Genomic DNA, 26228 nt, shown 5'->3' on the forward strand with positions numbered 1-26228 from the left:
AAGATCACTCCCGCCGCGCATGGCTCAATCGACGGCTTCGACCTTGCCCAGGCCATTCGGGCTGCGTGGATCGCTGGCCGCGGTCTTGACGTTGCTGGCCTTGTCCCAGACCACCACGTTCATGTTGCCCCACGAGTCCCTGTCGTTGATTTCGTAGCCCATCTCTTTCAGCTTCGCCAGCACATCGGCGGAAATGTCGCTGCCCTTCTCGATGTCGACGCGGTCAGGCATGAATTGATGGTGGATACGTTTTTGCGCGGTGATCTGGCCGGCATCCTTGCCGTCGATGAAGGCGAGGATGGCGCCGAAGACCTGGGTGATGATGGTCGAACCGCCGGGCGAGCCGATCACCGCCAGGCGATCTTCGCCGACCACGAAGCTCGGCGTCATCGAGGACAACATCCGCTTGCCGCCGACCGCCGCGTTGGCGGCGCCGCCGATCAGGCCGAACGCGTTGGGCTGGCCGGCGACCAGGGCGAAGTCGTCCATCTCGTTGTTGAGCAGCACGCCGCTGTTGCCGGCGACGAAGCCGGAGCCCAGCGTGGTGTTGACGGTGGCGGTCATCGAGACCATGTTGCCGTCCTTGTCGATGATCGAGTAATGCGTGGTGTGCATGCCGGGATCTTTCACTGCCACCGACGGCAGCCACTCGGACTTGGTGGCCCGATCGGGCAGGATGCTCTGGCGCAGGCCGTCGGCGTAGTAAGGAGACAGCAGCATGTCCAACGGCATCTTCACGAAATCCGGATCGCCCAGGTATTCGTTGTGGTCGCGGAAGGCGCGGCGCATCGCTTCGACGAGGTAGTGGATGCGGTGGGCTTCATCCATGCTCTTGAGGTCGAGCGGGGCGAGGATGTTCAGCATTTCGGCGACCGCCACGCCACCGGAGGACGGCGGCGGCGCGGTGACGATCTTGTGGCCGGCGTAATCCAGCTCGATCGGCGCGCGCTCCTTCGCCTGGTAACTGGCCAGGTCGGCGAGCGTCCAGGTGCCGCCGGCCGCCTTGACGGCCTTGACCATCTCCTTCGCCACCGGGCCCTTGTAGAAACCGTCGGCGCCGCGTTCGGCCATGGCTTTAAGCGTCGCGCCCTGGCCCGGGTCGCGGAAGATGCCGGTTTCCTGCGGTGCCTTGCCGTTGGGGAAGAACTTGCTGGCCGAGGCCGGGTAACGGCGCAGCACCTCGGCCTTGCGCGTGATCGAACGGACCAGCGCGCCGCTGGGGTGGAAGCCCTCGTCGGCCAGCCGGATCGCCGGAAGCAGCGACACCGACAGTGGCAGTTTTCCGTACTTGTCGGCCATATAGGCTAGGCCTGCCGGCATGCCGGGAATACCGGCGGCGAGCGGGCCGTTGAGCGAGGTGTCGCGGTTGGGGGTGCCGTCGGCATTGAGATAATCGGCCTCGCTCACCGCCTGTGGCGCCATCTCGCGCGCATCGATGAAGGTGTCCTTGCCGGTGGCGGCATCGTGGATCAGGGCGAGAAAACCGCCGCCCAGACCCGAGGCTTCCGGTTGCACCACCGACAGCGAGGCGGCCACGGCAATCGCGGCATCGACGGCGTTGCCGCCTTGGGCGAGGGTTTCGAAGCCGGCCTCGGTGGCCAGGGCATTGGCGCTGGCGATCGCGGCGGTGGTCGTGGTGGTGCGCGGCGGCGTGGCGTCCCGCGCATACGCCAGCACGCTGAACGTGGCGATCGCCACCACCAGCACCGTTCGGTACCAGCGCAGGTTGCGACGGTTCGGCATTGCGCCGCAGGCCGGCTTGGCACGGGATTGCAGCGTGTCTTGATCGAACATTCGGTCACCTTTCACGTATTGAGGTCGAGCTCGATCGAGCATAGTCACAGGCAAGCGAAGCCTCCTATGAAAAAAGCGGCACCTGGCATAACCACATGTTGTGGGTGCTTTCGCCTCGCGGCGGGCGCGCGTGCACGCGGGAAGCTGGGCAAGGTCGCACTCGTGGCCTGCGTGCACAAACTCTCAGGGGTGTTGCACTTGAAGTGTTAATTCATCCACCCCCGGGCGGCTTACGTACCATCCTGATTGCGGGCTACCATCGCAGATGATGACCGACCTCACCACGACGCTTCGAGAGCGCCTAGGGCTTGCGGACCCCGTCCCGCTGGGGTTCCAACGAGGCGACGCCGTAGAGGCCGAAGGATTCGACCGAGAACGGATTGAGTACCGGGGACTCGAAGGTGACCTCATTCCGGCTTTCCTGTTCACGCCGAGGGGTCGCGACACGCTCGGCGGAGTGGTTGTCTTTCACCAACACAATGGGGAGTTCCACTTCGGCAAGAGCGAGGTCGCCGGCGAGGTGGGCGACACTTTTCAAGCCTTCGGGCCGGCGCTCGCTCGTAGAGGCCTCGCAGTCTTGGCTCCGGACTCCATCACTTTTGAGGACCGACGAGGAGCGATTCGGGGGGTGGAACCGGATTATTACGATTGGCTTCAGCACTACAACGCCATGAGCTACCGATTGCTGGATGGCGACCTGCTGATGAGGAAGTGCCTGGATGACGCCCAACGGGCCCTGAGCGTTCTGCTCCAAGCCGCTGATATAGACGAGCGGCTCGTGGGCGTGGCAGGACACTCATACGGTGGTTACACAGCGCTTTACCACGCAGCAGTTGATGCACGATGCAGGTTCGCATGCATCAGCGGTGCCGTGTGTAGCTTCGAGACTCGCCGCCGGGAAGACACCGGGATCACCCTCTTCGAGGCCGTGCCCGGGCTCGCACGCCAGATCGACACGCACGATGTTCTTTCAGCCATCGGACCTCGGCCGACAATGGTTGTGTCGGGTACCAAGGACAAGTATTCGCGGGATGCAGACCAGGTCGTTGCCAAGATCGCCGGCGACTTCATCACCGAGCTCCGCGTCGACCGCGGACACGCTCTCGATCAAGATAGATTCGATGCGATCGTCGAGTGGATCGTCGGCCGCGTATCCGATCAGTGAGAAGGGACACCCAACGCCTTATGTCTTGAGTTTCCCCTAGCCTAAGAGCCGAGAGCCCGGCGTGCGCGCCCGATAACGCCTCGGTAAGCAAAGCGGACAAGGACCTGGCGCACCAATGTGCCGGAAAAAATCCGCCGCCGGCGCGATCACCCGGCTCCGCCCTCCGGCAGCTTGACCGCATTGTCTTCGATATCGGCGGGGAACGAGATCTGGGTGCAGCAAAGGACCCTGCGCCGCAGAAGTCATGTAGCCTCCCCCGTCTCCACGCGCCTGGGTTCCCCGGGCACGCATCGACGACCCCACCTATATCAACCGAAAAGTCCGCCATGCCCCGATTCCTTGCCGTTGCCCTTTCTGCGCTCTGCGTCCTGCCGGCCTGCGCCCCTGAACCACCCTCCGCCGACGCAGTACTGCTGGGCCGCGTCTTCGATGCCCGCCACGGACAAGTGTTGGAGAAAGGCGTGGTGGTACTGGCTGAAGGCCGCATCCGTTGCGCAGGCAAGTCGGGCGACTGCCGCTGGCCAGCGGATACCCCGGTTCACGACTACGGCCAAGCCACCCTGCTGCCCGGTCTGATCGACTTGCACGTACATGCGCGCCCGCACTACGTCCGTGCCTTCGTGCCCTCGGGCGTCACCACGGTGCGTGATGCCAACAACACCCTGGCCATGATCGGCACGCTGCGCAGCACGCCCGGCGCACCGCGCATACTGGCCAGCGGCCCGGCGCTGGATGGCCCAAAGAGCGTGCTGGCTGGTGAACCGTCGCCGCTTGACAGCCAGCCGCTGGAATCCTTGATGCCGGTTACCGTCACCAATGCCGATGACGCCTCAATCGCCGTGCTTGCACTCCGGGATGCCGACGTGGACTGGATCAAGCTCTACGATCAGATCCCGCCTGACGCATTCCATTCCGCCGTACAGACCGCGCGCGAGGCCGGAGTGCCGGTCATGGCCGACCTTGGCATCATGCTGACCCGCGGCTTGGACGGCGCCGAGGTGGATGTTGTGCAGGCCGGCGCCGCCGGCGTCTCCACGCTGGAACATATCTCCGGTGCCGCCCTGGCCTACCAGCGACTTGGCGGAGACCCGATGGCCGAACCGTTGGATGAAGCCCTTCTGGAGCAGCTGGTGCAGGCCATCGCCGGGAGTGGCATGGCCCTGGTGCCAACCGCCGGTGCCGCGCGCCAGCTCCACGATCCCGAAGCCCTGGGCCTTGACGACCTGCCGGGTGCAGCGCGCGTTCGTCCGCACTTCAAAAGCTACTGGGAGTACCTGGAAGGCGTGCTGGCTGGCGAAGGCCCGCAATCGCGCAGCGCCGCCGACCTGCGCCTGGCATCGGCCCTGCTGCCGAGGCTGCATGCCGCGGGCGTGCCGATCGGCGCCGGATCGGATCTTCCCGCCGCCCCGCGCATGCTGCCCGGCGCCGCCCTGCATCAGGAACTGGAAGCACTGGTCCAGGCCGGCCTCACCCCCGCCCAGGCCCTGCAATCGGCCACTCACGTAGCCGCATCCATCCTCGGCAGCGATGACTTGGGCCGCCTTGAGGCCGGCACCACTGCCGACATCCTGGTGGTGGACGGCGATCCGCTCACGAACATCCTGCATACCCGCCAGGTGCGCGCGGTGTGGTTCAACGGGGACGCAGTAGATCTGGATGCCGCATGGGAAGAAGTGGAGCGGGCTCTGGAGCAAGCCGCACGGGACAACGGCTGACCTCACTGAGCCCGCGACGAGATCTCCCGGCGCGTCCGCTTGCGCTTGCCCAAACCCTCGGCATCACCGAACGTCAGCTGCATGATCGTCATCCCCATCAGGTCACGCTATTGTCGCGCGGAACGGGTGAGTTGTTCAGACCTTCCCTAGCTCTAGTGACCACGCCGAAGCTCCATCAAGGGCATAGCGCCGGAATTGAGCCGCGCCGCGAAGCGGCGTCGGCTTGAACGAATTGTTAGGCCCCGCAGGCAGCGGATAGTACCTCTGCAAATTTGTTGAACTGGTCAACTATTTAAAATGACTTGTGTTCAATTTTGCTGGATATGGCTGCGCTCCCTGCTGCGGTATTAACGTAAATAGCACCTTCATTTATCTTGTCTTCTACTCCGTAGAAGTCGATGGTGACTCCGTTTGGTGCGTTCCATGTGGCCTTAATCTTTGTTGTCTCCATACCCATCATTGTTTGAATTGGTACTCGCTGCACACTGGAGAGTTCACCGAATTGATCTCGGAGCTTGCTGAATAGAGACTCTTGGCTTTCAATTCCAGTTGTAGTGACCCAGACACCCTCAATCATGTCGCTGGCGATGTAAGCACGAACTATTCTGGTTCCGTCGGGACGATTCTCAGATTTCGGTACAACCTGAACAAGCGGGCTTCTCATTGGCTGACCGGGAGAGATTCCGATCCAGCATGGGAGGCCATTGCCGCTCAAGTAGTCGTACGTAACAGTCCCACGAATGTTGTACTGAGGCATTGCTCCGGAAATCTTCGTTGGGCATTCCTGGAAGTCGCTAGCCGGCACACCGATGGGAATGCCCATAAAAGATGTAACAGCAGGCATAGTGGCATTTGAACTTGATGTTTGGCTTGGTGATGATTGTGCGGCGGCGGCAACAGCCAGATAAAGAACGATACCGATCATTTTTTCTCCTTACTCTTCGTGGCGCGGTTCCAACGGCTAGTGTGTCTGCTAGTGCCGCAGAGGATTGTCGATCCGAAGCATGGCCTCATCGCTAATAATGCTGCGCCTTGCCATCTCATGTTTGTCGTAGAGCAGGAGATATCTATCCGTTTCGACAGGTGTCGTTATGTCGCCAGCTCTGACCTTTTTGATGTAGCCGGCATAGAAAACTGACTCTTCAACCGTGAGGCCGACAAAAACCTCTTCTCCGGTTTGCGTTAGTGGTCAGCGCACGCATCTCCAGAAGGTAATTGCGCTCATCTTGTTCCAAGTCAATCATCCGTACCTCCGAGACAATTCATGCGGGGCCTAACGCTGATTCGAGCCCCTAGGCGGGGCGTAGCAAACAGTATGTCCGAAAGCTCCTCAGGGCCAATAGCTCACAACCGGCACCGAATCAACCGGTTAAACATTTCTAACCTTGGCCCGCTCGAACCCGAGCTGGTTCTATTAGGACTGCGGCAACGCGGCGTAATACTCGCACCCCCCCCAACGAAATGTCCCGTCGTGGCCGCAGCACCGGGACCGTTGCAACCGGAGTAAGCCGTATGGGGTTGTGCCGCCACACTGCCTACTTCCGGATCACCTGCTCATGGTCCTGCAACGCCTCGGCCAGCCCCGGCACGCCGTCGGCGCCCGTCGGCACGCTGATGCTGGAGTCGGTGAAGTCCGCCCCGATCGGCTCGGCGCGGCCACCCAGGCACTCGCTCAGGAAGCCCTCGGCCACGGCATTGAACGCCTTGTTGTTCTCCGGTCGCGCGAAGCCGTGGCCTTCGTCCGGGAACAGCACGTAGGTCACCGGGATGCCGTTGGCGGTCATCGCCTTGACGATCTGGTCGGACTCGTCCTGCTTCACTCGCGGGTCGTTCGCGCCCTGGCCGATCAGCAGCGGCTTGGTGATTTGGTCGGCGCGGGTCAGCGGCGAGCGCTCGAGCAGCCACTGCTTGCCCTCCTCGGTGCGCGGGTCGCCCATGCGCTTGGCCAGTTGCTCGTAGAAACTGGCCCAGTACGGCGGCACCGTGCTGAGCAGGGTGTTGAGGTTGGACGGGCCGACGATGTCGACGCCGCAGGCGAAGGTGTCCGGGGTGAAGGTCAGCCCGGCCAGCGTGGCGTAGCCGCCGTAGCTGCCGCCCATGATCGCGACCTGGTCGGCGGTGGTGACGCCCTCATCGACCGCCCACTGCACCGCGTCGAGCAGGTCGTCGTGCATCTTGCCGGCCCACTCGCCGTTCCCGGCGTTGGTGAACGCCTTGCCGAAGCCGGTGGAGCCGCGGAAGTTCACCGCCAGCGTGGCGTAGCCTCGGTTCGCCAGCCACTGGTCATACGGGCTGTAACCGTAGCTGTCGCGCGCCCACGGGCCGCCGTGCACGAACAGCACCATCGGCACCGGGGCGTCGGCCTTGCCGTCGTTGTTGGCGTCGGCGCTCTTGGGCAGCGTGAGATAGCTGACCAGCGTCTTGCCGTCGCGCGAGCTGATCTCCTGCGGCCACTGCGGAACCAGCGGCTTGCCATCGAGCGCCGGACGCGCCGAGAACAACTTGGTCAGCGTGCCGCCGGCGCCACGGTCGTAACGGTAGTAGTCCACCGGGGCCTCGGCCGCCGAGTAGGTGACGATCCACACGCTGTCATCGTGCGTACGCGCATTGACGCCGATCTCGCCGGGGCCGATTGCCTGCAGCTTCTCCAGGTCGGCGGTGATGGCCGGATCGACCGGCTCCCACTCCTCGCGCAGGTAGTTGACCGCGACCGCCTGCACTTCGCCCGTCTGCGGGTGCGTCAGCGATTGGCCGACGTCGGCGCGCGCGTCCTCCAGCACCAGCGTGCGCTCGCCGCTGGCCACGTCGACCGCATACAGCGCCGCGGTGTTGCGCCCGCGCGAGTCGACCAGGTAGAGGGTGTCGCCGTCGGTGGTCAGGCCGGCGGGGGCGGTGGTCATCGAGTCCTCGAACGGGATGTCCGAGTAGACCTTCCAGCCGCCCTGCCCGTCGGGCTGCAGGATGTCGCTGCCGCCGTCGGGCCGCGCGCGCGTAGCATAGCGCACCGTGAGGCTGTCGTCGGCCAGGTAGCCGCCGATCTGGTCGTCGTTCTTCTCCACCAGCGTGCGCTCGCCGGTGGCGAGGTCGACCTTGTACAGGTCGTGCCACGCCGGGTCGCGGTCATTCATGCCGACCAGGATCGTGCCCGGCTGCGAGTGGCTGGCCGCCACGACCATCGCGGTGGTCTTGGGATACGGCGTGAGGTCGGCTTCTTCGCCTGTCGCGATGTTGACGCTATAGAGGTGGAAGTCCTCGTCGCCGCCGGTGTCGCGCAGGTACAGCAGCGTATCGGGCAGGTAGGACCAGAAGTGGTTGCGGATGCCACGCGCGGTGTCATCGGTGATCGCGCGCGCCTCCCCGGGATTGTCGGCCGGCGCCACCCAGACGTTCATCACGCCCTCGACCGGTGCGACCCAGCTCAGGGTCTTGCCGTCGGGGCTGATCATCACCATCGCGCGCTCGGGATTGCCGAACAACGCATCGCGCGTGATCAGCTCGACGTCGGCGATGCGCTCGGCCGCTGTCGGCGGCGTCTGGGCGAGTGCGGTGGAAATCGACATGGCGAGGACGAGACCTGCGACGCGGGGCAGCTGGGTGAGCATGTGGATCTCCAGGGATGCGGCGGCTGGCCCCGAAATGAGACCTGCATCGCAGTAGAGCACCTATTCAACGTCCACTCCAGATGGGTTGGAATGACGCCATCGCCGGGCCCGTGCAAGCTCGACCCACAAGCTGTTGGCATGCAGCCACGAACTACCCGTTTCCAGTGCAAGCCCGGGGTACGGCTACTTGTCGGGGTGAGTTGGCTTTATACTGCCCCGCGGCCGCCTGATTGCGGCCTTCCGTTGACTGGCGACGCGCACCCATCATGGGCGACGCACAACAGGTGGACCGTGCAGAACTACGACCTCGAATTCCTGAAGAAATTCTCCGTGATGATGGGCTTCCTGCTGGTGGTTGCCCTGGGCCTCATTGGACTCGCCTATTACGTCCACGAGTCGTTGCCGGAAGAAGTGCCCGCCAACGTGGCCGCTCGAACCCACGCGCGTATCGCACCGGTTGGCGGCGTCTACGCTGGCAGCACCGGCGCGGCGGCGCAGGCCGCGGCAACGGCGGCGGCGGCAGCAGCGGCGACCGCACAGGTTGCCTACGGCGGCACGCTGGACGGCTCGGTGATCTTCAACAGCCTGTGCGCTGGTTGCCACACCACCGGCGCCGGCGGCTCACCGACCATGGACAAGGCGCATTGGGCCGCGCGGATTCCGCAGGGCATCGATACCCTCCACCGGCACGCGATCGAAGGCTTTACCGGCAGTACCGGCATGATGCCCGCCAAGGGCGGCAACCCGGCGCTGACCGACGAGCAGGTGATCGCCACCGTCGACTGGATGATGGACAACCTGAAGTAATCAGTACCCGGCATTTGCCGCGCACAACGCCGCCTCCGGGCGGCGTTGTCGTATCCGCGACCGGCATTTGCGCGGCCGCCGCCATCGTCGCCGGCACGGCCGCCAACAGGCGGCTTATCATGGCGGCATGGACAACCCCACATTTCCCGACGACGCCGACTTCCTTGGCGGCAGCGCCGCCAATCTCACCCTCGCCGGCCCGGCCGGAGATATCGAGACGATCGTCGAGGCACCCGAGCCCGACGTTCCTGCTCGACCGCTGGTCGTGGTGGTCTGCCACCCGCTGCCGACCGAAGGCGGCACCATGCACAACAAGGTGGTGACCATGACCGCGCGGGCGCTGCACCAGTCCGGCGCCAGCACCGTGCGGTTCAATTTTCGCGGCGTCGGCGCCTCCGAAGGCAGTTTCGACGAAGGCAATGGTGAGGTTGAGGACCTGGCCGTGGTCGTCGCCTGGGTCCGCGAACAGCGCCCGCAGGCACAGCTCTGGCTCGCCGGTTTCAGTTTCGGCTCCTACGTTGCCTACAAGGCCGCCGCCCGGCTGCAGCCGGACATGCTGATCATGATCGCCCCGCCTGCGGGCGGTCGTGGCTACGACTTTGCCGCCATCGCGCCCTTCGACGGCCCGTGGCTGGTGGTTCAGGGCGAGGCGGATGAGATCGTCGATCCCGCCGCCGTCTATGCCTGGGTCGATGGTTTGAAGCCGCCGCCCGAGCTGGTCCGCATTCCCGATACCAGCCATTTCTTCCATCGCAAGCTGATGGACCTGCGCGGCGCGATAAAAAACGGCGTACGCCCCTTCCTGCCCGCTGCAACCGGGACCCCAACCGCCGATGAGTGACCCGGACATGGTCGAGCGCGCGCCTCCCAGCGTGCGTTACCGGGCAGGCGTGGCCGCCGGGAACTGGAGTGACGATCCCGCCCAGCAGGCGGCACTGGCCGAGCTGGATCGCCTGCATGCGGCGCTGCTGGACCCGCCGCGGCCCGGCTTGCTGGACCGGCTGCTCAACAAGCCCGAGCCGGTGGCCACCGGGCTGTATCTGTGGGGCGGCGTGGGACGTGGCAAGACGTTCCTGATCGACCTGTTTTATGAAGGCTTGCCGACGACCCGCAAGCACCGCACCCACTTCCATCGCTTCATGCGGGAAGTGCATGCACAGCTGCGCGAGCATGCCGGCGAGCGCGATCCGCTGGTGACCATCGCCAGGCAGGCCGGCGCGAAGTTGGACGTGCTGGTGCTGGACGAGTTCTTCGTCACCGATATCGGCGACGCGATGTTGCTGGGTCGCCTTCTGGAGCATCTGTTCGCCCACGGCGTCGCGCTGGTGACCACCTCCAACATCGACCCGGACAACCTGTTCAAGGACGGTCTGCAACGCGAGCGCTTCCTGCCCGCGATCGCCCAGCTGAAAAAACATTGCACCGTGCTCCACCTGGACAGCGACCACGACTACCGTTTGCGTGCGTTGACCCGTTCACCGGTTTATCGCGCGCCGCTGGACGCCGATTCGGAAGACTGGTTGGCCGCTCGCTGGGAAGAGATTGTCGACGGCCGGGCGCGCGAAACCGGCCCGCTGCAGATCGAAGGTCGTGAGATCGCGGTGCGCGGACTTGCCGAAGGCCATGCCTGGTTCGACTTCGCGGCGCTGTGTGAGGGCCCGCGCGCGACCGGTGACTACATCGAGATCGCCACCGAGTTCCACACCGTCGTGGTGGGCGGCATACCGCTGTTCGATGGCGACAACGACGACCCGGGGCGGCGCTTCGTGCACCTGATCGACGAGCTTTACGACCGCCAGGTCAACCTGGTCTGCACCGCCGCCGCCGCGCCGCTGGAGCTGTACCGCGGTCGTCGGCTGACCGGCGCGTTCGAGCGTACCGCCTCGCGCCTGATCGAGATGCGCTCGGCGGAGTACCTGGCCCAGGAGCACCGCTGCTGATCTGGCCGGTTCCTGGCGACGAGTCGACAACCACACTTCGATAACAACCGCGAACCTATGCTCGACGCGCAGCCCGTCGCTGCCTTCGACAAGGGAACCGGCATGGACTCGATCGGCATGTTGCGCGTGGCGGTAGCCCTGTTTGCGATCGCGGCAGCAGGTGGGTTGGTGATGGCCGCGATCCGGCTGTTCGGCAAACGTAATCCGCCCAGTTGGCTGGCGATGGTGCACGGCCTGCTGGCCGCGGCCGGACTGACCTTGCTGGCATACGCCGCGATTGCCGGGCAGGTACCCAATCTGGCGTGGGTCGCGTTGGGCCTGTTGGTATTGGCGGCAGCCGGCGGTGCGTTGATGAATCTTGTCTATCAATGGCAGCGGCGGATGTTGCCGCTGGGACTGCTGCTGGGCCACGCGATCCTGGCAGTCGTCGGCTTCGTGGCCCTGATTGCGGCCGCGTTTGGCTGAGTCACGAAACCTGTTTGACGGCGCCCGGCCTGGGGTCGGCCCAGACGCTGTGCGGATCACCTTCGCGCCCCCGTCGCGCACTGGCGCGGGCGAGCGCGGCGAAGGCGGCCGCGAGCACAATCGCCATCGTGTCGACCGTAACCAACACCCAGTGGCCAGCAGCGGCGGCCTTCCATAGCGGCCAGCCACTGGCGAAACCGTGCGCGATTGGAATCGCCAGCGTCACCAGCGCCGCCAGCCACAGCAGCTCGCGGACACCACGCGATGGCGGCCGCAACGCCGCCCACAGCGCGCATAGCGCCCAGGTGCCGAAACAGGCCCAGCGCTCGGCCACGGCGGTATCCAGCCCGAACATCGGCGCCAACTGCGCGGCCACGAAGCTGGCCGAGATTGCCACGCACACGCCGATGCAGACCCCGATCGTGGCGCGCGCCATGTTGACCTGCGCGCGCCCCTGTTCGAGCGCTCGCCGCTTGCGTCGCGACTCGATCCACAACAGGTTGCCCGAATAGAACAGGAACGCCCCGGCCAGCCCTAGCAGGAAGTACAGCCACTGCACCAGCCGGTTGCCGAACTCGCCGAAGTGCAGCGCGTAGGTCGCTTGCAAGGTGGCGTGATTGGCGTCGCGCGCACCCTGCAGTTGCACCGCCAGCACCTCACCGCTGCCGGCATCCAGCGCCACCGAGCCCATCGCTCCCAGCGCGCGCGACGTTTCGCCGGTGATCTCGACCACCGCGTTGGCGTCGCCGCCATGCTGCAGCTTCAGGTACGCCGGCTCGAAATCGTCGATGCCGTTCTCGCGCGCCGTCGCCACCGAGCGCGCATGCCACTGCGCCAGCGACTGCATCGCGGCGGGCTCGCCGGAGGCAGCGACCACCGGTGCGGTATCCATCGCCGCCGGCACCGCCGCCATCAGCTTGCCGTCGTAGACCAGTGGGTTGAGCAGCGGCATCAGCACGAACAGCAGGCACAACACCGCACCGGTGACCGCGAACATCACGTGCGCCGGCAAACTGAGCACGCCGATGACGTTGTGGGCGTCCTGCCAGAAGCGCTTGAGGTTTCGTCCCGGACGCAGCGCAAACAGGTCCTTCGTCAGCCGCGGCAGGTGGATCACCACGCCGCTGACCAGCGCCAGCCCGTACAGCAGGCTGACGATGCCCATCAGCCAGGTGCCGACCATCGGGATACCGAGCGAGAAGTGCAGCAGGTTGACCAGCTCGGCCAGGCTCGAGGTCGGCGGAGTCGGGCTGCCCTGCAGGGTGTCGAGGGTCGCGAACTGCCATATGCCCTCACCGTCCAGCCACCAGGCCGAAGCCTGCGCCGACTCGGCTCCGGGGAAGCCGAAGCCGAGGTGCACACGCGCGCCGTCATGACGCGCCAGCACCTCGTCGAACAGGCGTTGGGCATCGGCGATCGAGTCGGGCTCGGCCTCCACCGCGCTCGCCTGCCAGACCGGCAGCTCGTGGTGGAACATGGTGATCGCGCCGGCATAGAAGGCGACGAACAGGGCGAAGCCGGCGACCAGCCCGACCCAGCTGTGGACCGCGGTGAACACCCGCAGGGTATTGGCGCGCAATTTCATCGAAGCGTCCTCATGCCGCCCACCCGCTCGCCTGCACGAGCCGCAGCAGGCCCAGTGCCAGCAATGCCATCCCGCCAATCCAGGCCCAAGCCCGCAGGCCACTGGCGAAACGGAAGCTGGCCGCCGCGATCCCGATCCACAGCGGGAACATCAGCACCAGCCCCGGCACCAGGGTTGACTGCCACGGCCCCGGCAGCAAGCGTCCGAGCAGGCTCACCAGGGCGGCGGCGAGGAGGAAGCCCGGCAGAGCGCCGGCGGTGGCGCGGCCCCACATCAGTCGGTCCCCAGCGCAGCGCGCGGCTTGCCCGAAGATGACTTTTCGCGCGCCGCGCGTGCGCCCTCCGGTCGTGCATCTGCCGGCCGTCGCGCGGTCGTCCACCACGCCAGATACGGCAGCGCGACCATGGCGAGCATCCACGTCGCCAGCATCGCGCACAGCCCGGCACCGACGCCGAGCACGGCAACCCACGCAGCCAGCGAGGCCAGCGCCAGCACCCCGCCGAGCATGCGCAAGCCGCCCCGACCGGCACCGGGCCTCCACGTGCGGTTGGGCGAGGCCAGGTACAAGGCCAGCGCCGACAACAACGCGGCGGCGGTCGCGAGAGTGCCCCATGCCATTTCCATCATCCGGCTCCGCCCGCCATCACCAGCGGTAGCGCACGGTCGCAGTGACCGTGCGCGGGTGGCCGTAGTAGCACCACATCGCGCTGTTGCAGACCGCCACGTATTCCTTGTCCATCAGGTTGCTGGCGTTGAGCTGCAGGCGCCAGCGGTCGAAGTCGTAGTGCACCGCGGCGTCGAACAGCGTGTACGACGGCGTCTTCCACTCGTTGTAGATGTCGCCGTAGACGGAGCCGGTGTGGCGCACGCCGCCGCCGAAACCGAGCCCGGACAGCGCGCCGTAGGCAATCGTGTAGTCGAGGCCGAGCGAAGCCTGCTGCTCCGGCACCAGCGCGACGCGCTTGCCGAGCGCGGCGGCATCGGTGGTCTGGGTGACCTCGGTGTCCATCCAGGTCGCGGCGCCGTACACGCCCAGCGTCGGGGTGAGGTTCCAGCGGCCTTCCAACTCGACGCCGCGCACGCGGGTCTCGCCCTGCTGCACCGAGAACAGCACGTGGTCGGGATCGACGCTCAGCGTGTTCTGCTGGCGGATGTCGTACACCGCCAGCGTCGCCAGTCCGCGGCCGCTCGGCGGCAGGTACTTGATGCCGGCCTCGATCTGCTCGCCGGTGGTCGGCGCGAACGCGTTGCCGTCGAAATCGACCCCGACCGTCGGCTGGAACGATTCAGACCACGCCACGTACGGCGCGAACCCGGAGTCGAACACGTAGTTGACGCCGAGTCGCCCGGAGAACGCATCGTCCTCCTGCCGGCTGCGCGTCACCGGGTCGGCGATCAGGTTGTCGGCGCGCGTGCGCACCTGGTCGTGGCGGCCGGCGACGGTGACCACCCAGCGGTCGAGCCGCAATTGGTCCTGCAGGTAGATGCCGGTCTGCTGCTGCACCTTGTCCTCGTGAAAGGTGTAATCCGGTATCACCACGTCGGCGCCATAGACCGGGTTGAAGACGTCGATCGGGTCAATGCCGAACGCGAACGCCGAGGCGTAGTCGCTCTGCAGCCGGCGGTAGTCGACGCCCGCCAGCACGGTGTGCTGCCACGCGCCGGTGACGAAATCGAAGCTGACGTTGTTGTCGACGCCGAATGACTTGGAGTGCTCCTCCAGCGGGAACAGGTAACGGTTGAGCGTGCGGCCGTCCTCCTGCAGCCCCAGCGTGCCGACGCCGGCGTCGTGGTCGACGTCCGTCTCGCCGTAGCGCAGGTTCTGGCGGAACGTCAGGCCGTTGCCGAACACGTGCTCGAACTCGTAGCCGGCCGACTTGCTGGTGCGGATGTAGTCGTTCCAGCCCGGCTCGCCGGTGAAGACGCTGGGCGAGATCTGGCCGTGCGGGCTCGGTAGCAGCGTGCCCTCGGCGGGCAGGAAGCCACTCCCGTTGGCGGTATCTGCCTTCTGCCAGCGCGCCAGCAGGGTCAGCGAGGTGGCGTCGCTCGGCTTCCACGCCAGTGCGGGGGCGAAGAAGTAGCGGTCGTCCTCGACATAATCAACCAGGTTGTCGCTGTTGCGGGCCAGTCCGGTGAGCCGGTACGACCACACCCCGGCCTCGTCCAGCGGCCCGCCGAAGTCGAACGCGGCCTGGCGCAGGTCGAAGTTGCCCAACTGCACCTCGACTTCGCGCAGCGGCACATCGGTCGGGCGCTTGCTGACCATGTTGACCAGGCCGCCCGGCGGCATCGCGCCGTAGGAGACCGACGACGGTCCTTTCAGCACGTCCAGGCGCTCCAGCCCGTACGGCTCGACGCGGGTCGCGCCGGTCCAGACGCCGTCGGTCAGCGCCAGCCCGTCCAGGTAGCGCGCCGGGCTGAAGCCACGCACCAGCAGCCAGTCGCTGCGGGTGTCCTGGCCGTAGCCGCCACCCTGGGTGCCGGCCAGGTACCACATCGCCTCGTCGATGCCGTGCAGGCCGCGGTCGGCGAACTGCTGCGCGCTCACCACCGACACCGACTGCGGCGCCTCGGTGATCAGGGTGTCGGTCTTGGTGACGGTCTGGCTGCGCTTGATGATCTGCGCCTGGACCTGGACGGTGTCGAGGGTGGTGGCGTCGGACGACGCGGCGACGTCGGCGGTGGCGGCTAGTGGCGTGACTTGTGCAACGGCCGGTAATGCGGCCAGCAGTGACAAGCTGAGCAAGGCCGCGCGCGGTGCGGGCGACAGGAAGGATCGAGCGTCCTTGGACATAAAAAGCCTTGGCAAAAAAAGAATAAGACAGAAACCGGACAGTCGGGGTCGTTGAAGGCCGGCGAAGGGCCGGCGCGCGTAACCGACACGGCTCAGCGCATGTTGATAATGATTCGCATTCTATTCCAGGTTACGGCCGGCGACAACGCACACCCCCGGAGTCCCAAGCCGCCACAACGTGGCCGCGACCCACTCCGGCGATGGTGCAGCGGACGCGTATCGGCTCGTGCGCCGATTGGCGTTAGCATCGGCTTTCCTCTGGGGAGACGACCATGCAACTGCAAACTACCCGCTCGATTGCCTTACCCGCCTTGCTTGCCTTGCTGGTGTCGCCCTGTGCGCTGGCCCAGACAGACCCGCAGCAGCGACCGGTCGTCACCGCCGCGGCCGAGCGGCTGGGCGACGAAGTCGTCGAACTGCGACGCTGGTTCCATGCCCATCCCGAGCTTTCCAATCGCGAAGAGCAGACCGCGGCCAAGGTCGTCGAGCACCTGCGCGCGCTCGGCCTGGAGCCGCGGACCGGGATCGCCCATCACGGCGTCACCGCGATCATCGACGGTGGCCTGCCGGGCCCGAAGATCGCCCTGCGCGCCGACATGGACGCCTTGCCGGTGACCGAGCAGACCGGACTGCCGTTCGCCTCCACGGTCACCACCACCTTCAACGGGCAGGAAACCGGGGTGATGCACGCCTGCGGCCACGATGCCCACACCGCCATCCTGCTCGGCGTCGCCGACGCGCTGGTGGCGATGAAGGACGAGTTGCCCGGCCAGGTGATGCTGGTGTTCCAGCCGTCCGAGGAAGGCGCGCCGGCCGGCGAGGAAGGCGGCGCCTCGTTGATGCTGGAGGAAGGCCTGTTCGCCGACTTCAAGCCCGACGCGATGTTCGGCCTGCACGTGTTCTCATCGCTGCCGGCGGGCACCATCGGCGTCCGCGGCGGCCCGCTGATGGCCGCATCGGACAAGTTCACCATCACTGTCAACGGCCGCCAGAGCCATGGTTCGGCGCCGTGGGGCGGGATCGACCCGATCGTCACTGCGGCCGACCTGATCGGTACCGCGCAGACCATCGTCAGCCGCAACACCAACATCGCCAAGCTGCCGGCAGTGGTGAGCTTCGGCGTGATCAACGGCGGCATCCGCTACAACATCATTCCCGACTCGGTGGAACTGGTCGGCACCATCCGCACCTTCGACGAGGACATGCGCTCGAAGATCCACGCCGAGTTCGAAGGCGTCGCCCAGCATGTCGCCGCCGCGCATGGCGCCACGGTCGAGACCGACATCCCGGTCGGCACCGGCAACCCGGTGACGGCCAACGATCCGGAACTGACCGCGAAGATGCTGCCAAGCCTGCGCGCCGCCGCCGGCACCGAGCACGTGATCGAGCCACCGCTGCAGATGGGCGCGGAGGATTTCGCCTATTACGCGAAGGAAGTACCGTCGATGTTCTTCTTTGTCGGCGCCACCTCGGCCGGGATCGACCCGGCCACCGCGCCGACCAACCACTCACCCCAGTTCAAGCTCGACGAGTCGTCGCTCGACCTGGGCTTGCGCGCGATGCTGCAGGTTTCGCTGGACTACCTGCACGGGGTCGAGGGCTGACCAGTAAACTGGCATGCATGACTGCCATCGACCTGCCCCTGGGCCGCCAAGTTGACTACCCAAGCGCGTACGACGCCGCGTTGCTGTTTCCCATCCCGCGCGCGCTGGGGCGGGGCGAACTCGGCCTGGACGATGCCCGGTCGGCGCAGGCCGGCCTGCCCTTCATCGGCCATGACCGCTGGCACGCCTATGAGCTGGCCTGGCTGGACGGCCGGGGCAAGCCGAGGGTCGCCACCGCCACCCTGACGGTGCCGGCCGATTCGCCGAACCTGATCGAGTCCAAGTCGCTCAAGCTGTACCTGAATTCCTTCAACGCGACCCGTTTCGACGACGACCAGTCCATGCTCGCGCGCATCGCCGCCGACCTGTCACGGGTCGCCGGCAGCCCGGTTGCGGTCAACTTCGGCTTGCCGCCTATCGACCAGGCCGATGGCGCGCCCGATGATGACGACGCCGACTCGCTGGACGCGCTGGAGATCGACATCAACCACTACGGCCCGCCGCGCGCGGACTTCCTGAAGGTCACTCGCGACGAGGTGGTCGAGGAAAGCCTGTCCAGCGCGCTGCTGAAATCGAACTGCCCGGTGACCGGCCAGCCGGACTGGGCGCGGGTGCGGATCGACTATCGCGGCCCACGGCTGGATCGCGCCGGCCTGCTGCGCTACCTGGTGTCGTTTCGCGACCACGCCGGCTTCCACGAGCAATGCGTGGAACAGATTTTCCTGGACCTGATGCACCATGCGCAGCCACAGCAGCTGTCGGTGCAGGCCCGCTACACGCGCCGAGGTGGCTTGGACATCAACCCGTGGCGGGCAACAAAAGGCTTTGCGGCCCCCATCGCCGGACGCGACCTGCGCCAATGAACGGCTGACCGGCAGGTTCACACCAGCACGATCCGTTCTTAACAACCTGCGTGGCAAAGTTATCCCGCCAACAAGGCAGGAGCCCACCCACGATGACCACCCCAGACAAAAAGGCCGACTTCTCCGGCGTCACCAGCAGCGTCGACACCACGGCCAGGAAGGTCGAGGAAAAAGCCGATTTCTCCGGCGTCAGCGCCAGCGTCGATACCACCGCCGAGAAGGTCGCCGAGTCCGTGCAGCAGACCTATACCGTGCAAAGCGGCGACACGCTGTCGGCCATCGCCAAGCAGTTCTATGGCAAAGCCGGTGCATGGAATGCGATCTACGACGCCAACCGCGACCAACTGGACGATCCGGACCGCATCCAGCCCGGTCAGGTCCTCAACATTCCCGTCCAGGACGACAACCCGGCCGGTTGATTCCGGCGCCCGACCGACTTTCAGGAGAATCCCATGACTGCCAACAAACTCCCTTACGCCGTAGCCGCCGCCCTTGTTGCCTCGCTGGCGCTGGCCGGTTGCAACAAGGACAACCCGGCTACCGACACCACCATGGCCCCGCCACCGGTGGCGAGCGAGCCGGCCCCGCTGCCGCCCGCCGAGCCGATGCCGACCGAGGCCGCACTGGACGTCACTTCAGTCACCCTGGGGTCTGAAGCCGGCGCCGACAAGTCGATCGCTTCGCCAATGACCACCTTCGGCACCGCTGATCCGATCATTGTCTCGATCGCCACCAATGGCGCGGCAAGCAATGCCGTCATCAATGCCAAGCTGATCTACGAGGATGGCCAGACTGCCGGCGAGGAATCGCAATCTGTCACCACCACGGGCATGGAAACCACCAACATCACCTTCAACAACGCCAACGGCTGGCCGGCCGGCACTTACACGGCGGAAGTGTGGGTGGACGGCGCCAAGTTGAACAGCACGCCATTCTCGGTCGAGTAAGTTTCGGTCGAGTAAGTCTCGGTCAAAAATAAGAAATACGCCGGAACAATGGCACTCTCTCCCTCCGGGCGCGACGAAAGTCGCGCCTTTTTTTATTGCTGTCGCGATGAACGGTCTTCACCATCCCTTGGGGCTACCATTCCCCCCATCCCCCAACCCGTGTCGAACCCACCATGACCAACCTGCCCACCTATCTCGACGACGAGCAGATCGAGCGCCTCGCAGACCTGCTTGAACGACGCGCGGTGCCGTTCCGGGGTTTCAACCTGGAAGCCCTGGATGGCTACCTGTCGGCGTTGGCGGTATCGCCCGGCGAGATCCCGATGAGCGAGTGGGAGCCGCCGGTGTGGGGCAAGGTGCCGCGCTGGGACGACCCGGTGGAGCGCGCCGGGGTCGAGCAGCTGTTGCTGGGCCACCGCAACATGGCCAACTTCCGCGTACGCCACGGCGACAACGACCTGCCCGACCACCTCGCCCCGCTGCTGTGGCTGCCCGAAGACCTCGACAAACCCGAGGCCGAATCCCTGCAGGAAGACGACCTGGATGTTGGCCGCGACTGGGCGCTGGGGTTCTTCACCGCGGTGGCGCTGCGCGAGGCGCAATGGGACCAGTGGCTGGACGACAACGAGTGGATGGAAGACATCTTCGACCTGTTCGACCGGCTCGCCAGCGGCGAGGTGATGGCCGAGGACCCGACCGCACCCGCCACCCCGATCAGCTACCGCGAGCGCCTGGAGATCGTCGCCGGACTGCCCGGCATGCTCGCCGACCTCAACCACCACCGCGTCGACGCCCTCACCCCGCGCGAACCGATCCGCACCGAGCCCACCCCCGACCGCAACGCCCCGTGCCCCTGCGGCAGCGGCAAGAAATACAAGAAGTGCTGTGGCGCGACGTAGGTCGGGTTTCAACCCGACACCGCAAACCCGCGTCACCGTCGATGTCGGCCCGACCTACAGTAGGGATGGACAACGACGCACAGCCAGGTTCACGGAGGAACAATGGCTTACACCGATCTGCGCAGAGGACGCGTTTCCCGGACGGGCTTGCGATATCACATCACGACGGTGACACGGGATCGCTTCCCGCACTTTTCGTCCCTCGATAACGGGCGCAAGGTGGTGCAGGAGCTGATGGCATTGCAGGCCACGGGGCGTGCCGAAACCCTGTGTTACGTGGTGATGCCAGATCACCTGCATTGGTTGATGGTGCTGCACGAGGGCAGGTTGTCCGACGCGGTGCGTTTGTTGAAAGGACGCACGGCGCGCGCGATCGGGCACGGCGTCTGGCAGCCGAATTACTTTGATCATGCGGTGCGCAAGGATGAGCAGTTGCGCGCAATCGCACGCTACATCGTGGCAAATCCGCTGCGAGCAGGCCTGGTCAAGCAGATTGGCGACTATCCGTTGTGGGACGCGATCTGGATCGACGAGACCCTGTCTGGGTAGGTCGGGTTTCAACCCGACATCGGCGGCGACGCCAGATCCGCGGTATCGGGCTGAAGCCCGACCTACGGCGGAGGAGGTGGTTTGGATCGACGAGACCTTGTCGGGTAGGTCGGGTTTCAACCCGACATCGGCGGTGACGCCGGATCCGCGGTGTCGGGCTGAAGCCCGACCTACGGCGGGGGATGGGGTTTGGATCGATGAGACCTTGTCGGGGTAGGTCGGGTTTCAACCCGACATCGGCGGTGACGATGGATTTGCGGTGTCGGGTTGAAACCCGACCTACGGGGGCGGATGTGTGCGTCTTTGCCCCGGCCGGCATCGGGGGCGACAATGGCGGGCCCGACCCGGGGGTGCCACCGGCGCCGTCGGGTTCACGCCGGCGATGTCGGGTTGAAACCCGACCTACCTCGTCCGCCCCCATTCCGTACGCGAGACCACCATGCCCAAGATCATCTACACCCTCACCGACGAAGCGCCGCTGCTGGCCACGCAGTCGCTGCTGCCGATCGTCCAGGCCTTTACCGGCACTGCCGGCATCGGCGTGGAGACCCGGGACATCTCATTGGCGGCGCGGATCCTGGCCCAGTTCCCGGAGCTGCTCGGCGAGCGCAAGGTCAGCGACGACCTCGGTGCGTTGGGCGCCATGGCCACCACGCCGGAGGCCAACATCATCAAGCTGCCCAACATCAGCGCTTCGGAGCCGCAGTTGCAGGCCGCGATCGCGGAGTTGCAGCAACGCGGCTACCCGTTGCCGGAGTATCCCAGCGCCCCGGCCAGCGACGAGGAGCGCGACATCCGGGCCCGCTACAACAGGGTCAAGGGCAGCGCGGTCAATCCGGTGTTGCGCGAGGGCAACTCCGACCGGCGCGCGCCGCTGTCGGTGAAGAACTTCGTGCGCAAGCACCCGCACCGGATGGGCGCGTGGAGTGCGGACAGCAAGTCGCATGTCGCGCACATGGAAAGCGGCGATTTCTACGGCAGCGAGCGCTCGGTGGTGATCGGCCATGACGGCGCAGTCCGGATCGAGCTGATTGGCAACAACGGCGTCACCACCGTGCTCAAGGAAAGCACCGCAGTCCTGGCCGGCGAGATCATCGATGCGGCAACCATGAGTCGGCAGGCGTTGGCAGGCTTCACCGATGCCCAGATCGAGGATGCCAAGGCCAACAACGTGCTGTTTTCGCTGCACCTGAAGGCGACCATGATGAAGGTCTCCGACCCGATCATCTTCGGCGTGGTGGTCCGCGAGTTCTACCAGCCGGTACTGGAAAAACATGCCGCCGCGCTGAAGGACATCGGCTTCAATCCCAACAACGGCATCGGCGACCTGTACGCGCGCCTGGGCGGTTTGCCGGAAGACCAGCAGGCCACGATCAAGGCCGACATCGATGCGCTGTCTCAGCGCCCCGGCCTGGCGATGGTCAACTCGGACAAGGGCATCACCAACCTGCACGTGCCCAGCGACGTGATCGTCGACGCCTCGATGCCGGCGATGATCCGCGACTCCGGCAAGATGTGGAACGCGGCCGGCGAGCTGCAGGACACCAAGGCGGTAATCCCCGATCGCAGCTACGCGAGCGTCTATCAAACCGTGATCGACGACTGCAAGGCCCACGGCGCGTTCGACCCGGCGACGATGGGCAGCGTGCCCAATGTCGGGCTGATGGCCCAGAAGGCCGAAGAATACGGCTCGCATGACAAGACCTTCCAGGTGCCGGCCGATGGCTCGGTGCACGTGGTCGACGGGACCGGCAAGATCCTGCTCGAGCATGCCGTGCAGGCCGGCGACATCTGGCGCATGTGCCAGACCCGCGACGCGCCGATCCAGGACTGGGTGAAGTTGGCGGTCAGCCGTGCGCGCCTGAGCCACACGCCGGCGGTGTTCTGGCTGGACCCGCAACGCGGCCACGACACCGAGGTGATCGCCAAGGTCGAGCAGTACCTGAAGGACCACGACACCGAAGGGCTGGACATCCGCATCCTGGCGCCGGTGGAGGCCACGCAGTTCTCGCTGGACCGGATCCGCAAGGGCGAGGACACCATCTCGGTGACCGGCAACGTGCTGCGCGACTACCTGACCGACCTGTTCCCGATCATGGAGCTGGGCACCAGCGCCAAGATGCTGTCGATCGTGCCGCTGATGGCCGGCGGTGGCCTGTTCGAGACCGGCGCCGGTGGGTCGGCGCCCAAGCACGTGCAGCAGCTGGTGCAGGAAAACCACCTGCGCTGGGATTCGCTGGGCGAGTTCCTGGCCTTGGCGGCGTCGCTGGAGCACCTGGCCACGACCACCGGCAACGCGTCCGCGCAGGTCCTGGCCGACACCCTGGACACGGCGACGGGCACCTTCCTGGACAACAACAAGTCACCCTCGCGCAAGGTTGGCGAAATCGACAACCGTGGCAGCCATTTCTACCTGGCGATGTATTGGGCGCAGGCATTGGCCGCACAGGATGTCGACGCGGGCTTGAAGGCGAAGTTCGCCCCGCTGGCCAAAGCCTTGACCGACAACGAGGCAAAAATCATCGGCGAGCTCAGCCAGGCTCAGGGCCAGCCGGTCGACATCGGTGGCTATTACCACCCCGACCTGGCGCTGCTGGGCCAGGTGATGCGGCCGAGTGCCACTTTCAACACCGCGCTGGCTTCACTGGCCGGTTGACGGACGATGCTTGCGCTACGCTGCCACCTCCGCTGGTTACAGGATTGCCGCATGAAACGACTTCTCCTTGCCGCCTTGCTGCCGGGGCTGCTCACCGCCTGCAACGTTAATTTCACTGGCGGTTCCACAGACGGGGTCGCACCGGCGGATAGCACCGTCGCCGACGTTCCGGCCAGTGAAACCGCTGCTACCACCCTCGACGCCGTCATTGCCGGCGACTGGCGCGACCCCGCCAACGCGGCGCGCGACCAGTACCGGCACCCTGCGCAGACGCTCGGCTTCTTCGGCCTGCAACCGGACCAGACCGTGGTGGAGATCGTCCCCGGCGGCGGCTGGTATGCCGAGATCCTGGCGCCCTACCTGCGTGACGGTGGCCAGTACATTGCCGCGGTGGTCGATCCAACGGCACTGCCCGCCGGCAATGGCCGCGATTACCAGCAGCGCACCAAGGACGGAATCGAGGCGAAGTTTGCCGCCGCACCGGCGCAGTTTGATCATGCCAACCTGATCGCCTACGACCCGGCCGCGCCGGTGTTCGGCCCGGCCGGGTCGGCCGATCTCGTGCTCACCTTCCGCAATGTCCACAACTGGCGCTCCAGCGGCCAGGCCGAGGGCATGTTCGAGGGCTTCTTCGCGGTGTTGAAGCCCGGCGGCACCCTCGGTGTGGCCGAGCATCGCGCCGCCGCGGATGTCGCCGACGACGACAAGACCGGCTATGTCGGCCAGGCCCAGATGATCGCGCTGGCCGAGGCCGCCGGTTTCGTGCTCGACGCCAGCAGCGAGATCAACGCCAACCCCCTCGACACCAAGGACCACCCGAACGGGGTCTGGACGCTGCCGCCGAGCAACAACCATGACGATGCCGACGACGCCCGCTACGCCGCGATCGGCGAGAGCGACCGGATGACCCTGCGTTTCAGCAAGCCCGACTGATCACGTCCTGACCCGTCGCCGCCAGGCGTCGTATCGCGTGCCACCGTCGGTACCGACACCATGCTGATCGCGTTCAACAAACCCTACGGTGTGCTGTGCCAGTTCACCGATGCCGCACACGGACGTGCGAACGCCGAGCCTCCGCGGCAGACGCTGTCGGGCTTTGGGCTGCCGCCCGGAGTGTATGCGGCCGGCCGGCTGGACTTCGACAGCGAAGGACTGTTGCTGCTGACCGACGACGGCAAGCTGGCGCATCGGCTGACCGACCCGCGCCACAAGCAGGACAAGACGTACTGGGCGCAGGTGGAGGGCGATCCAAAGCCGGCGCAACTGGCCGCGCTGCGCACCGGTGTCGAGCTGAAGGATGGGCCGACATTGCCGGCCCGCGCTCGAATGGTCGCACCGCCGGCATTGTGGCCACGCAATCCTCCGGTGCGGTTTCGCAAGAGCGTTCCCGACGCGTGGCTGGAGCTGGCGATCCGCGAAGGTCGCAACCGCCAGGTGCGTCGCATGACCGCCGCCGTGGGACTGCCGACGTTGCGGCTGGTGCGGGTGGCCGTTGGCGCCTATCGGCTGGATACGTTGGCTCCCGGGGAATGGCGCGAGTTGTGAGACCAGTGCTACGGGGCCCTGACTGAACGGTTCAGCGTTACTGCCGGCAGCCCTTGCGCTGGGAGCGATATCGCGCCGCCTCGCAGGTCTTTTCTGCTAACGTTTCATTTACGTTCAGCTTCTTCGCACGCCGCGCAACGGGATGAACCCCTTTTGACGGATTCAACCATGCCTGTAGTCACCGCCGTTGGCAGCATCCTAGTCGTCGATGACCAGCCAGCCAACTTGAAGATAGTCAGTGTCTTGCTGACGCGACAGGGCTACCACGTGACGACCGCCACCAATGGCCAGGACGCGCTGGCGTGCTGTGCCGCCGCGGCACCGGACCTGATCCTGCTGGACATGATGATGCCCGGCATGGACGGCTTCGAGGTGCTGGCCGCGCTGCGTGAGCAGGAGCCGAGACTGCAGGTGCCGGTGGTGTTCGTCACTGTCGCCCACGACCGCGACCTGCTGCTGCGCGCATTCGAGGCCGGCGTTGTCGATTACGTGACCAAACCCTTCCTGCCCGAAGAGCTGCTGGCGCGCGTCAATGCCCACGTCGGCCTGAAGCTGGCCCGCGACCGCCTGGAACGGGTCGCCCAGGAGCGCCAGGAACTGGTCAATCTGGTTGCGCATGACCTGAAGAACCCACTGTCGAGCGTATTGTTCGCCAGCGAAATCCTGATTCAGGACGGCTGCAGGCAGGAACGCATTCCCCGCTATCTGCAGATGATCCACGAGAGCGCCACTGACGCGCTGGGCTACATCCGCCACTACCTGGAAACCAGTCCGAGGGCGACTGGCGAAGCCGACCCACACGCCTGCGCCAGCCTCGGCGCTACCCTGGAATGGCTCGCGCAGCGCTACGCAGTACAGCTTGAGGCGCACGGCTGCCAGTTGCAGCTGTCGCTGCCGGCGGGCGATGCCAACGTTGCAATCGACGAGCGGGTGTTGCGCCAGCTTGGCGAGAACCTGATGACCAACGCGATGAAGTACGCACCCGGTACCGAGGTCGTGCTGGCGGGACGCGCGGGTGCACCGGGGTTCTGGCAGCTGGTCGCGGCGGACCGTGGACCGGGTATCTCCAAGTCGCGGCAGCGCGAATTGTTCAAGCCGTTCAACCGACTGGATCAGCCCGAGGACGGGAATTCCAGCGGGCTGGGACTATCGCTGGCCAAACAGATCGTCATCAACGCCGGTGGGCAGCTCTGGTACGAGGATCGCGAGGATGGTGGCGCGATGTTCGTGATCGAGTTGCCGGAGGCGGCGTCGACGGCGGGTTGCGATGTAGAGGAAACGCCTGCGCCCGCCTGATC

General features: G+C 65.8%; 23 protein-coding genes. 16 read left to right on the forward strand and 7 right to left on the reverse strand.

Annotated elements, in window-relative coordinates; translation table 11 throughout:
• Positions 1–24 precede the first annotated feature (24 nt).
• Positions 25–1794: a gamma-glutamyltransferase gene (ggt, locus tag ACW7G0_RS11735; protein WP_456989789.1), complete on the reverse strand. Its 1770-nt coding sequence runs from the start codon at positions 1792–1794 to the stop codon at positions 25–27.
• 268 nt (positions 1795–2062) lie between these two features.
• Here ggt and ACW7G0_RS11740 point away from each other — a divergent pair, with 268 nt between their 5' ends.
• Both ACW7G0_RS11740 and ACW7G0_RS11745 read left to right on the forward strand, forming a co-directional pair.
• The gene (locus ACW7G0_RS11740) at positions 2063–2959 is read left to right on the forward strand and encodes a dienelactone hydrolase family protein (protein ID WP_456989791.1); all 897 of its coding nucleotides are present in this window, start codon (positions 2063–2065) and stop codon (positions 2957–2959) included.
• 326 nt (positions 2960–3285) lie between these two features.
• Positions 3286–4674, forward strand: coding sequence for an amidohydrolase family protein (locus ACW7G0_RS11745; protein WP_456989793.1), 1389 nt, complete (start codon positions 3286–3288; stop codon positions 4672–4674).
• Between the two features lie 292 nt (positions 4675–4966).
• Here ACW7G0_RS11745 and ACW7G0_RS11750 read toward each other — a convergent pair whose 3' ends face one another.
• Both ACW7G0_RS11750 and ACW7G0_RS11755 read right to left on the reverse strand, forming a co-directional pair.
• Complete coding sequence (locus ACW7G0_RS11750) at positions 4967–5599, reverse strand: hypothetical protein (RefSeq protein ID WP_456989795.1); 633 nt, start codon at positions 5597–5599, stop codon at positions 4967–4969.
• 610 nt (positions 5600–6209) lie between these two features.
• The gene (locus ACW7G0_RS11755; protein WP_456990169.1) at positions 6210–8234 is read right to left on the reverse strand and encodes a S9 family peptidase; all 2025 of its coding nucleotides are present in this window, start codon (positions 8232–8234) and stop codon (positions 6210–6212) included.
• Positions 8235–8567: 333 nt separating this feature from the next.
• On the opposite strand from ACW7G0_RS11755, the gene ACW7G0_RS11760 reads away from it, so the two are divergent.
• The 4 genes from ACW7G0_RS11760 to ACW7G0_RS11775 all read left to right on the forward strand — a co-directional run bounded on the left by ACW7G0_RS11760 (position 8568) and on the right by ACW7G0_RS11775 (position 11488).
• The gene (locus tag ACW7G0_RS11760; protein WP_456989797.1) at positions 8568–9083 is read left to right on the forward strand and encodes a c-type cytochrome; all 516 of its coding nucleotides are present in this window, start codon (positions 8568–8570) and stop codon (positions 9081–9083) included.
• Positions 9084–9210: 127 nt separating this feature from the next.
• Positions 9211–9924: an alpha/beta hydrolase gene (locus ACW7G0_RS11765; protein ID WP_456963057.1), complete on the forward strand. Its 714-nt coding sequence runs from the start codon at positions 9211–9213 to the stop codon at positions 9922–9924.
• A gap of 7 nt (positions 9925–9931) precedes the next feature.
• Positions 9932–11023, forward strand: coding sequence for a cell division protein ZapE (gene zapE / locus ACW7G0_RS11770; RefSeq protein ID WP_456990171.1), 1092 nt, complete (start codon positions 9932–9934; stop codon positions 11021–11023).
• A gap of 57 nt (positions 11024–11080) precedes the next feature.
• Positions 11081–11488 carry a hypothetical protein gene (locus ACW7G0_RS11775; protein ID WP_456989799.1) on the forward strand — a complete coding sequence of 136 codons (408 nt, stop codon included), beginning with the start codon at positions 11081–11083 and terminating at the stop codon, positions 11486–11488.
• A 1-nt stretch (position 11489) separates the two neighbouring features.
• On the opposite strand, the gene ACW7G0_RS11780 is transcribed toward ACW7G0_RS11775, so the two are convergent.
• The 4 genes from ACW7G0_RS11780 to ACW7G0_RS11795 are packed head-to-tail and all read right to left on the reverse strand — an operon-like array spanning position 11490 to position 15867.
• The gene (locus ACW7G0_RS11780) at positions 11490–13073 is read right to left on the reverse strand and encodes a PepSY-associated TM helix domain-containing protein (protein WP_456989801.1); all 1584 of its coding nucleotides are present in this window, start codon (positions 13071–13073) and stop codon (positions 11490–11492) included.
• Positions 13074–13083: 10 nt separating this feature from the next.
• A complete protein-coding gene (locus ACW7G0_RS11785) occupies positions 13084–13347 on the reverse strand; it encodes a hypothetical protein (protein ID WP_456989803.1) in 264 nt (87 codons plus the stop codon).
• Positions 13347–13691: a hypothetical protein gene (locus ACW7G0_RS11790; protein WP_456989805.1), complete on the reverse strand. Its 345-nt coding sequence runs from the start codon at positions 13689–13691 to the stop codon at positions 13347–13349. Before ACW7G0_RS11790 ends, ACW7G0_RS11785 begins: the two co-directional genes overlap by 1 nt.
• Positions 13692–13716: 25 nt before the next feature.
• A complete protein-coding gene (locus ACW7G0_RS11795; RefSeq protein ID WP_456989807.1) occupies positions 13717–15867 on the reverse strand; it encodes a TonB-dependent siderophore receptor in 2151 nt (716 codons plus the stop codon).
• A 272-nt stretch (positions 15868–16139) separates the two neighbouring features.
• On the opposite strand from ACW7G0_RS11795, the gene ACW7G0_RS11800 reads away from it, so the two are divergent.
• The 10 genes from ACW7G0_RS11800 (at position 16140) to ACW7G0_RS11845 (ending at position 26226) form a co-directional block, all read left to right on the forward strand.
• The gene (locus tag ACW7G0_RS11800) at positions 16140–17471 is read left to right on the forward strand and encodes an amidohydrolase (RefSeq protein WP_456989809.1); all 1332 of its coding nucleotides are present in this window, start codon (positions 16140–16142) and stop codon (positions 17469–17471) included.
• A 17-nt stretch (positions 17472–17488) separates the two neighbouring features.
• Positions 17489–18334: an NADPH-dependent 7-cyano-7-deazaguanine reductase QueF gene (gene queF, locus ACW7G0_RS11805; protein WP_456989811.1), complete on the forward strand. Its 846-nt coding sequence runs from the start codon at positions 17489–17491 to the stop codon at positions 18332–18334.
• Positions 18335–18426: 92 nt separating this feature from the next.
• Positions 18427–18753: a LysM peptidoglycan-binding domain-containing protein gene (locus ACW7G0_RS11810; RefSeq protein WP_456989813.1), complete on the forward strand. Its 327-nt coding sequence runs from the start codon at positions 18427–18429 to the stop codon at positions 18751–18753.
• A 33-nt stretch (positions 18754–18786) separates the two neighbouring features.
• Entirely contained in the window at positions 18787–19281 is a 495-nt protein-coding gene (locus tag ACW7G0_RS11815) for a hypothetical protein (RefSeq protein WP_456989815.1), read from the forward strand.
• A gap of 173 nt (positions 19282–19454) precedes the next feature.
• Entirely contained in the window at positions 19455–20180 is a 726-nt protein-coding gene (locus ACW7G0_RS11820) for a UPF0149 family protein (RefSeq protein ID WP_456989817.1), read from the forward strand.
• 102 nt (positions 20181–20282) lie between these two features.
• Positions 20283–20729, forward strand: coding sequence for an REP-associated tyrosine transposase (locus ACW7G0_RS11825; protein ID WP_456989819.1), 447 nt, complete (start codon positions 20283–20285; stop codon positions 20727–20729).
• Positions 20730–21168: 439 nt separating this feature from the next.
• Complete coding sequence (locus ACW7G0_RS11830; protein ID WP_456989821.1) at positions 21169–23385, forward strand: NADP-dependent isocitrate dehydrogenase; 2217 nt, start codon at positions 21169–21171, stop codon at positions 23383–23385.
• Positions 23386–23436: 51 nt separating this feature from the next.
• On the forward strand, positions 23437–24318 hold the full coding sequence (locus ACW7G0_RS11835; protein WP_456989823.1) for a class I SAM-dependent methyltransferase: 882 nt from the start codon (positions 23437–23439) through the stop codon (positions 24316–24318).
• A gap of 60 nt (positions 24319–24378) precedes the next feature.
• Complete coding sequence (locus ACW7G0_RS11840) at positions 24379–24930, forward strand: pseudouridine synthase (protein WP_456989825.1); 552 nt, start codon at positions 24379–24381, stop codon at positions 24928–24930.
• A 168-nt stretch (positions 24931–25098) separates the two neighbouring features.
• Entirely contained in the window at positions 25099–26226 is a 1128-nt protein-coding gene (locus ACW7G0_RS11845) for a hybrid sensor histidine kinase/response regulator (RefSeq protein WP_456989827.1), read from the forward strand.
• The last annotated feature ends 2 nt before the right edge of the window (positions 26227–26228 follow it).

It is taken from the genome of Lysobacter sp. A286 (assembly GCF_054052105.1).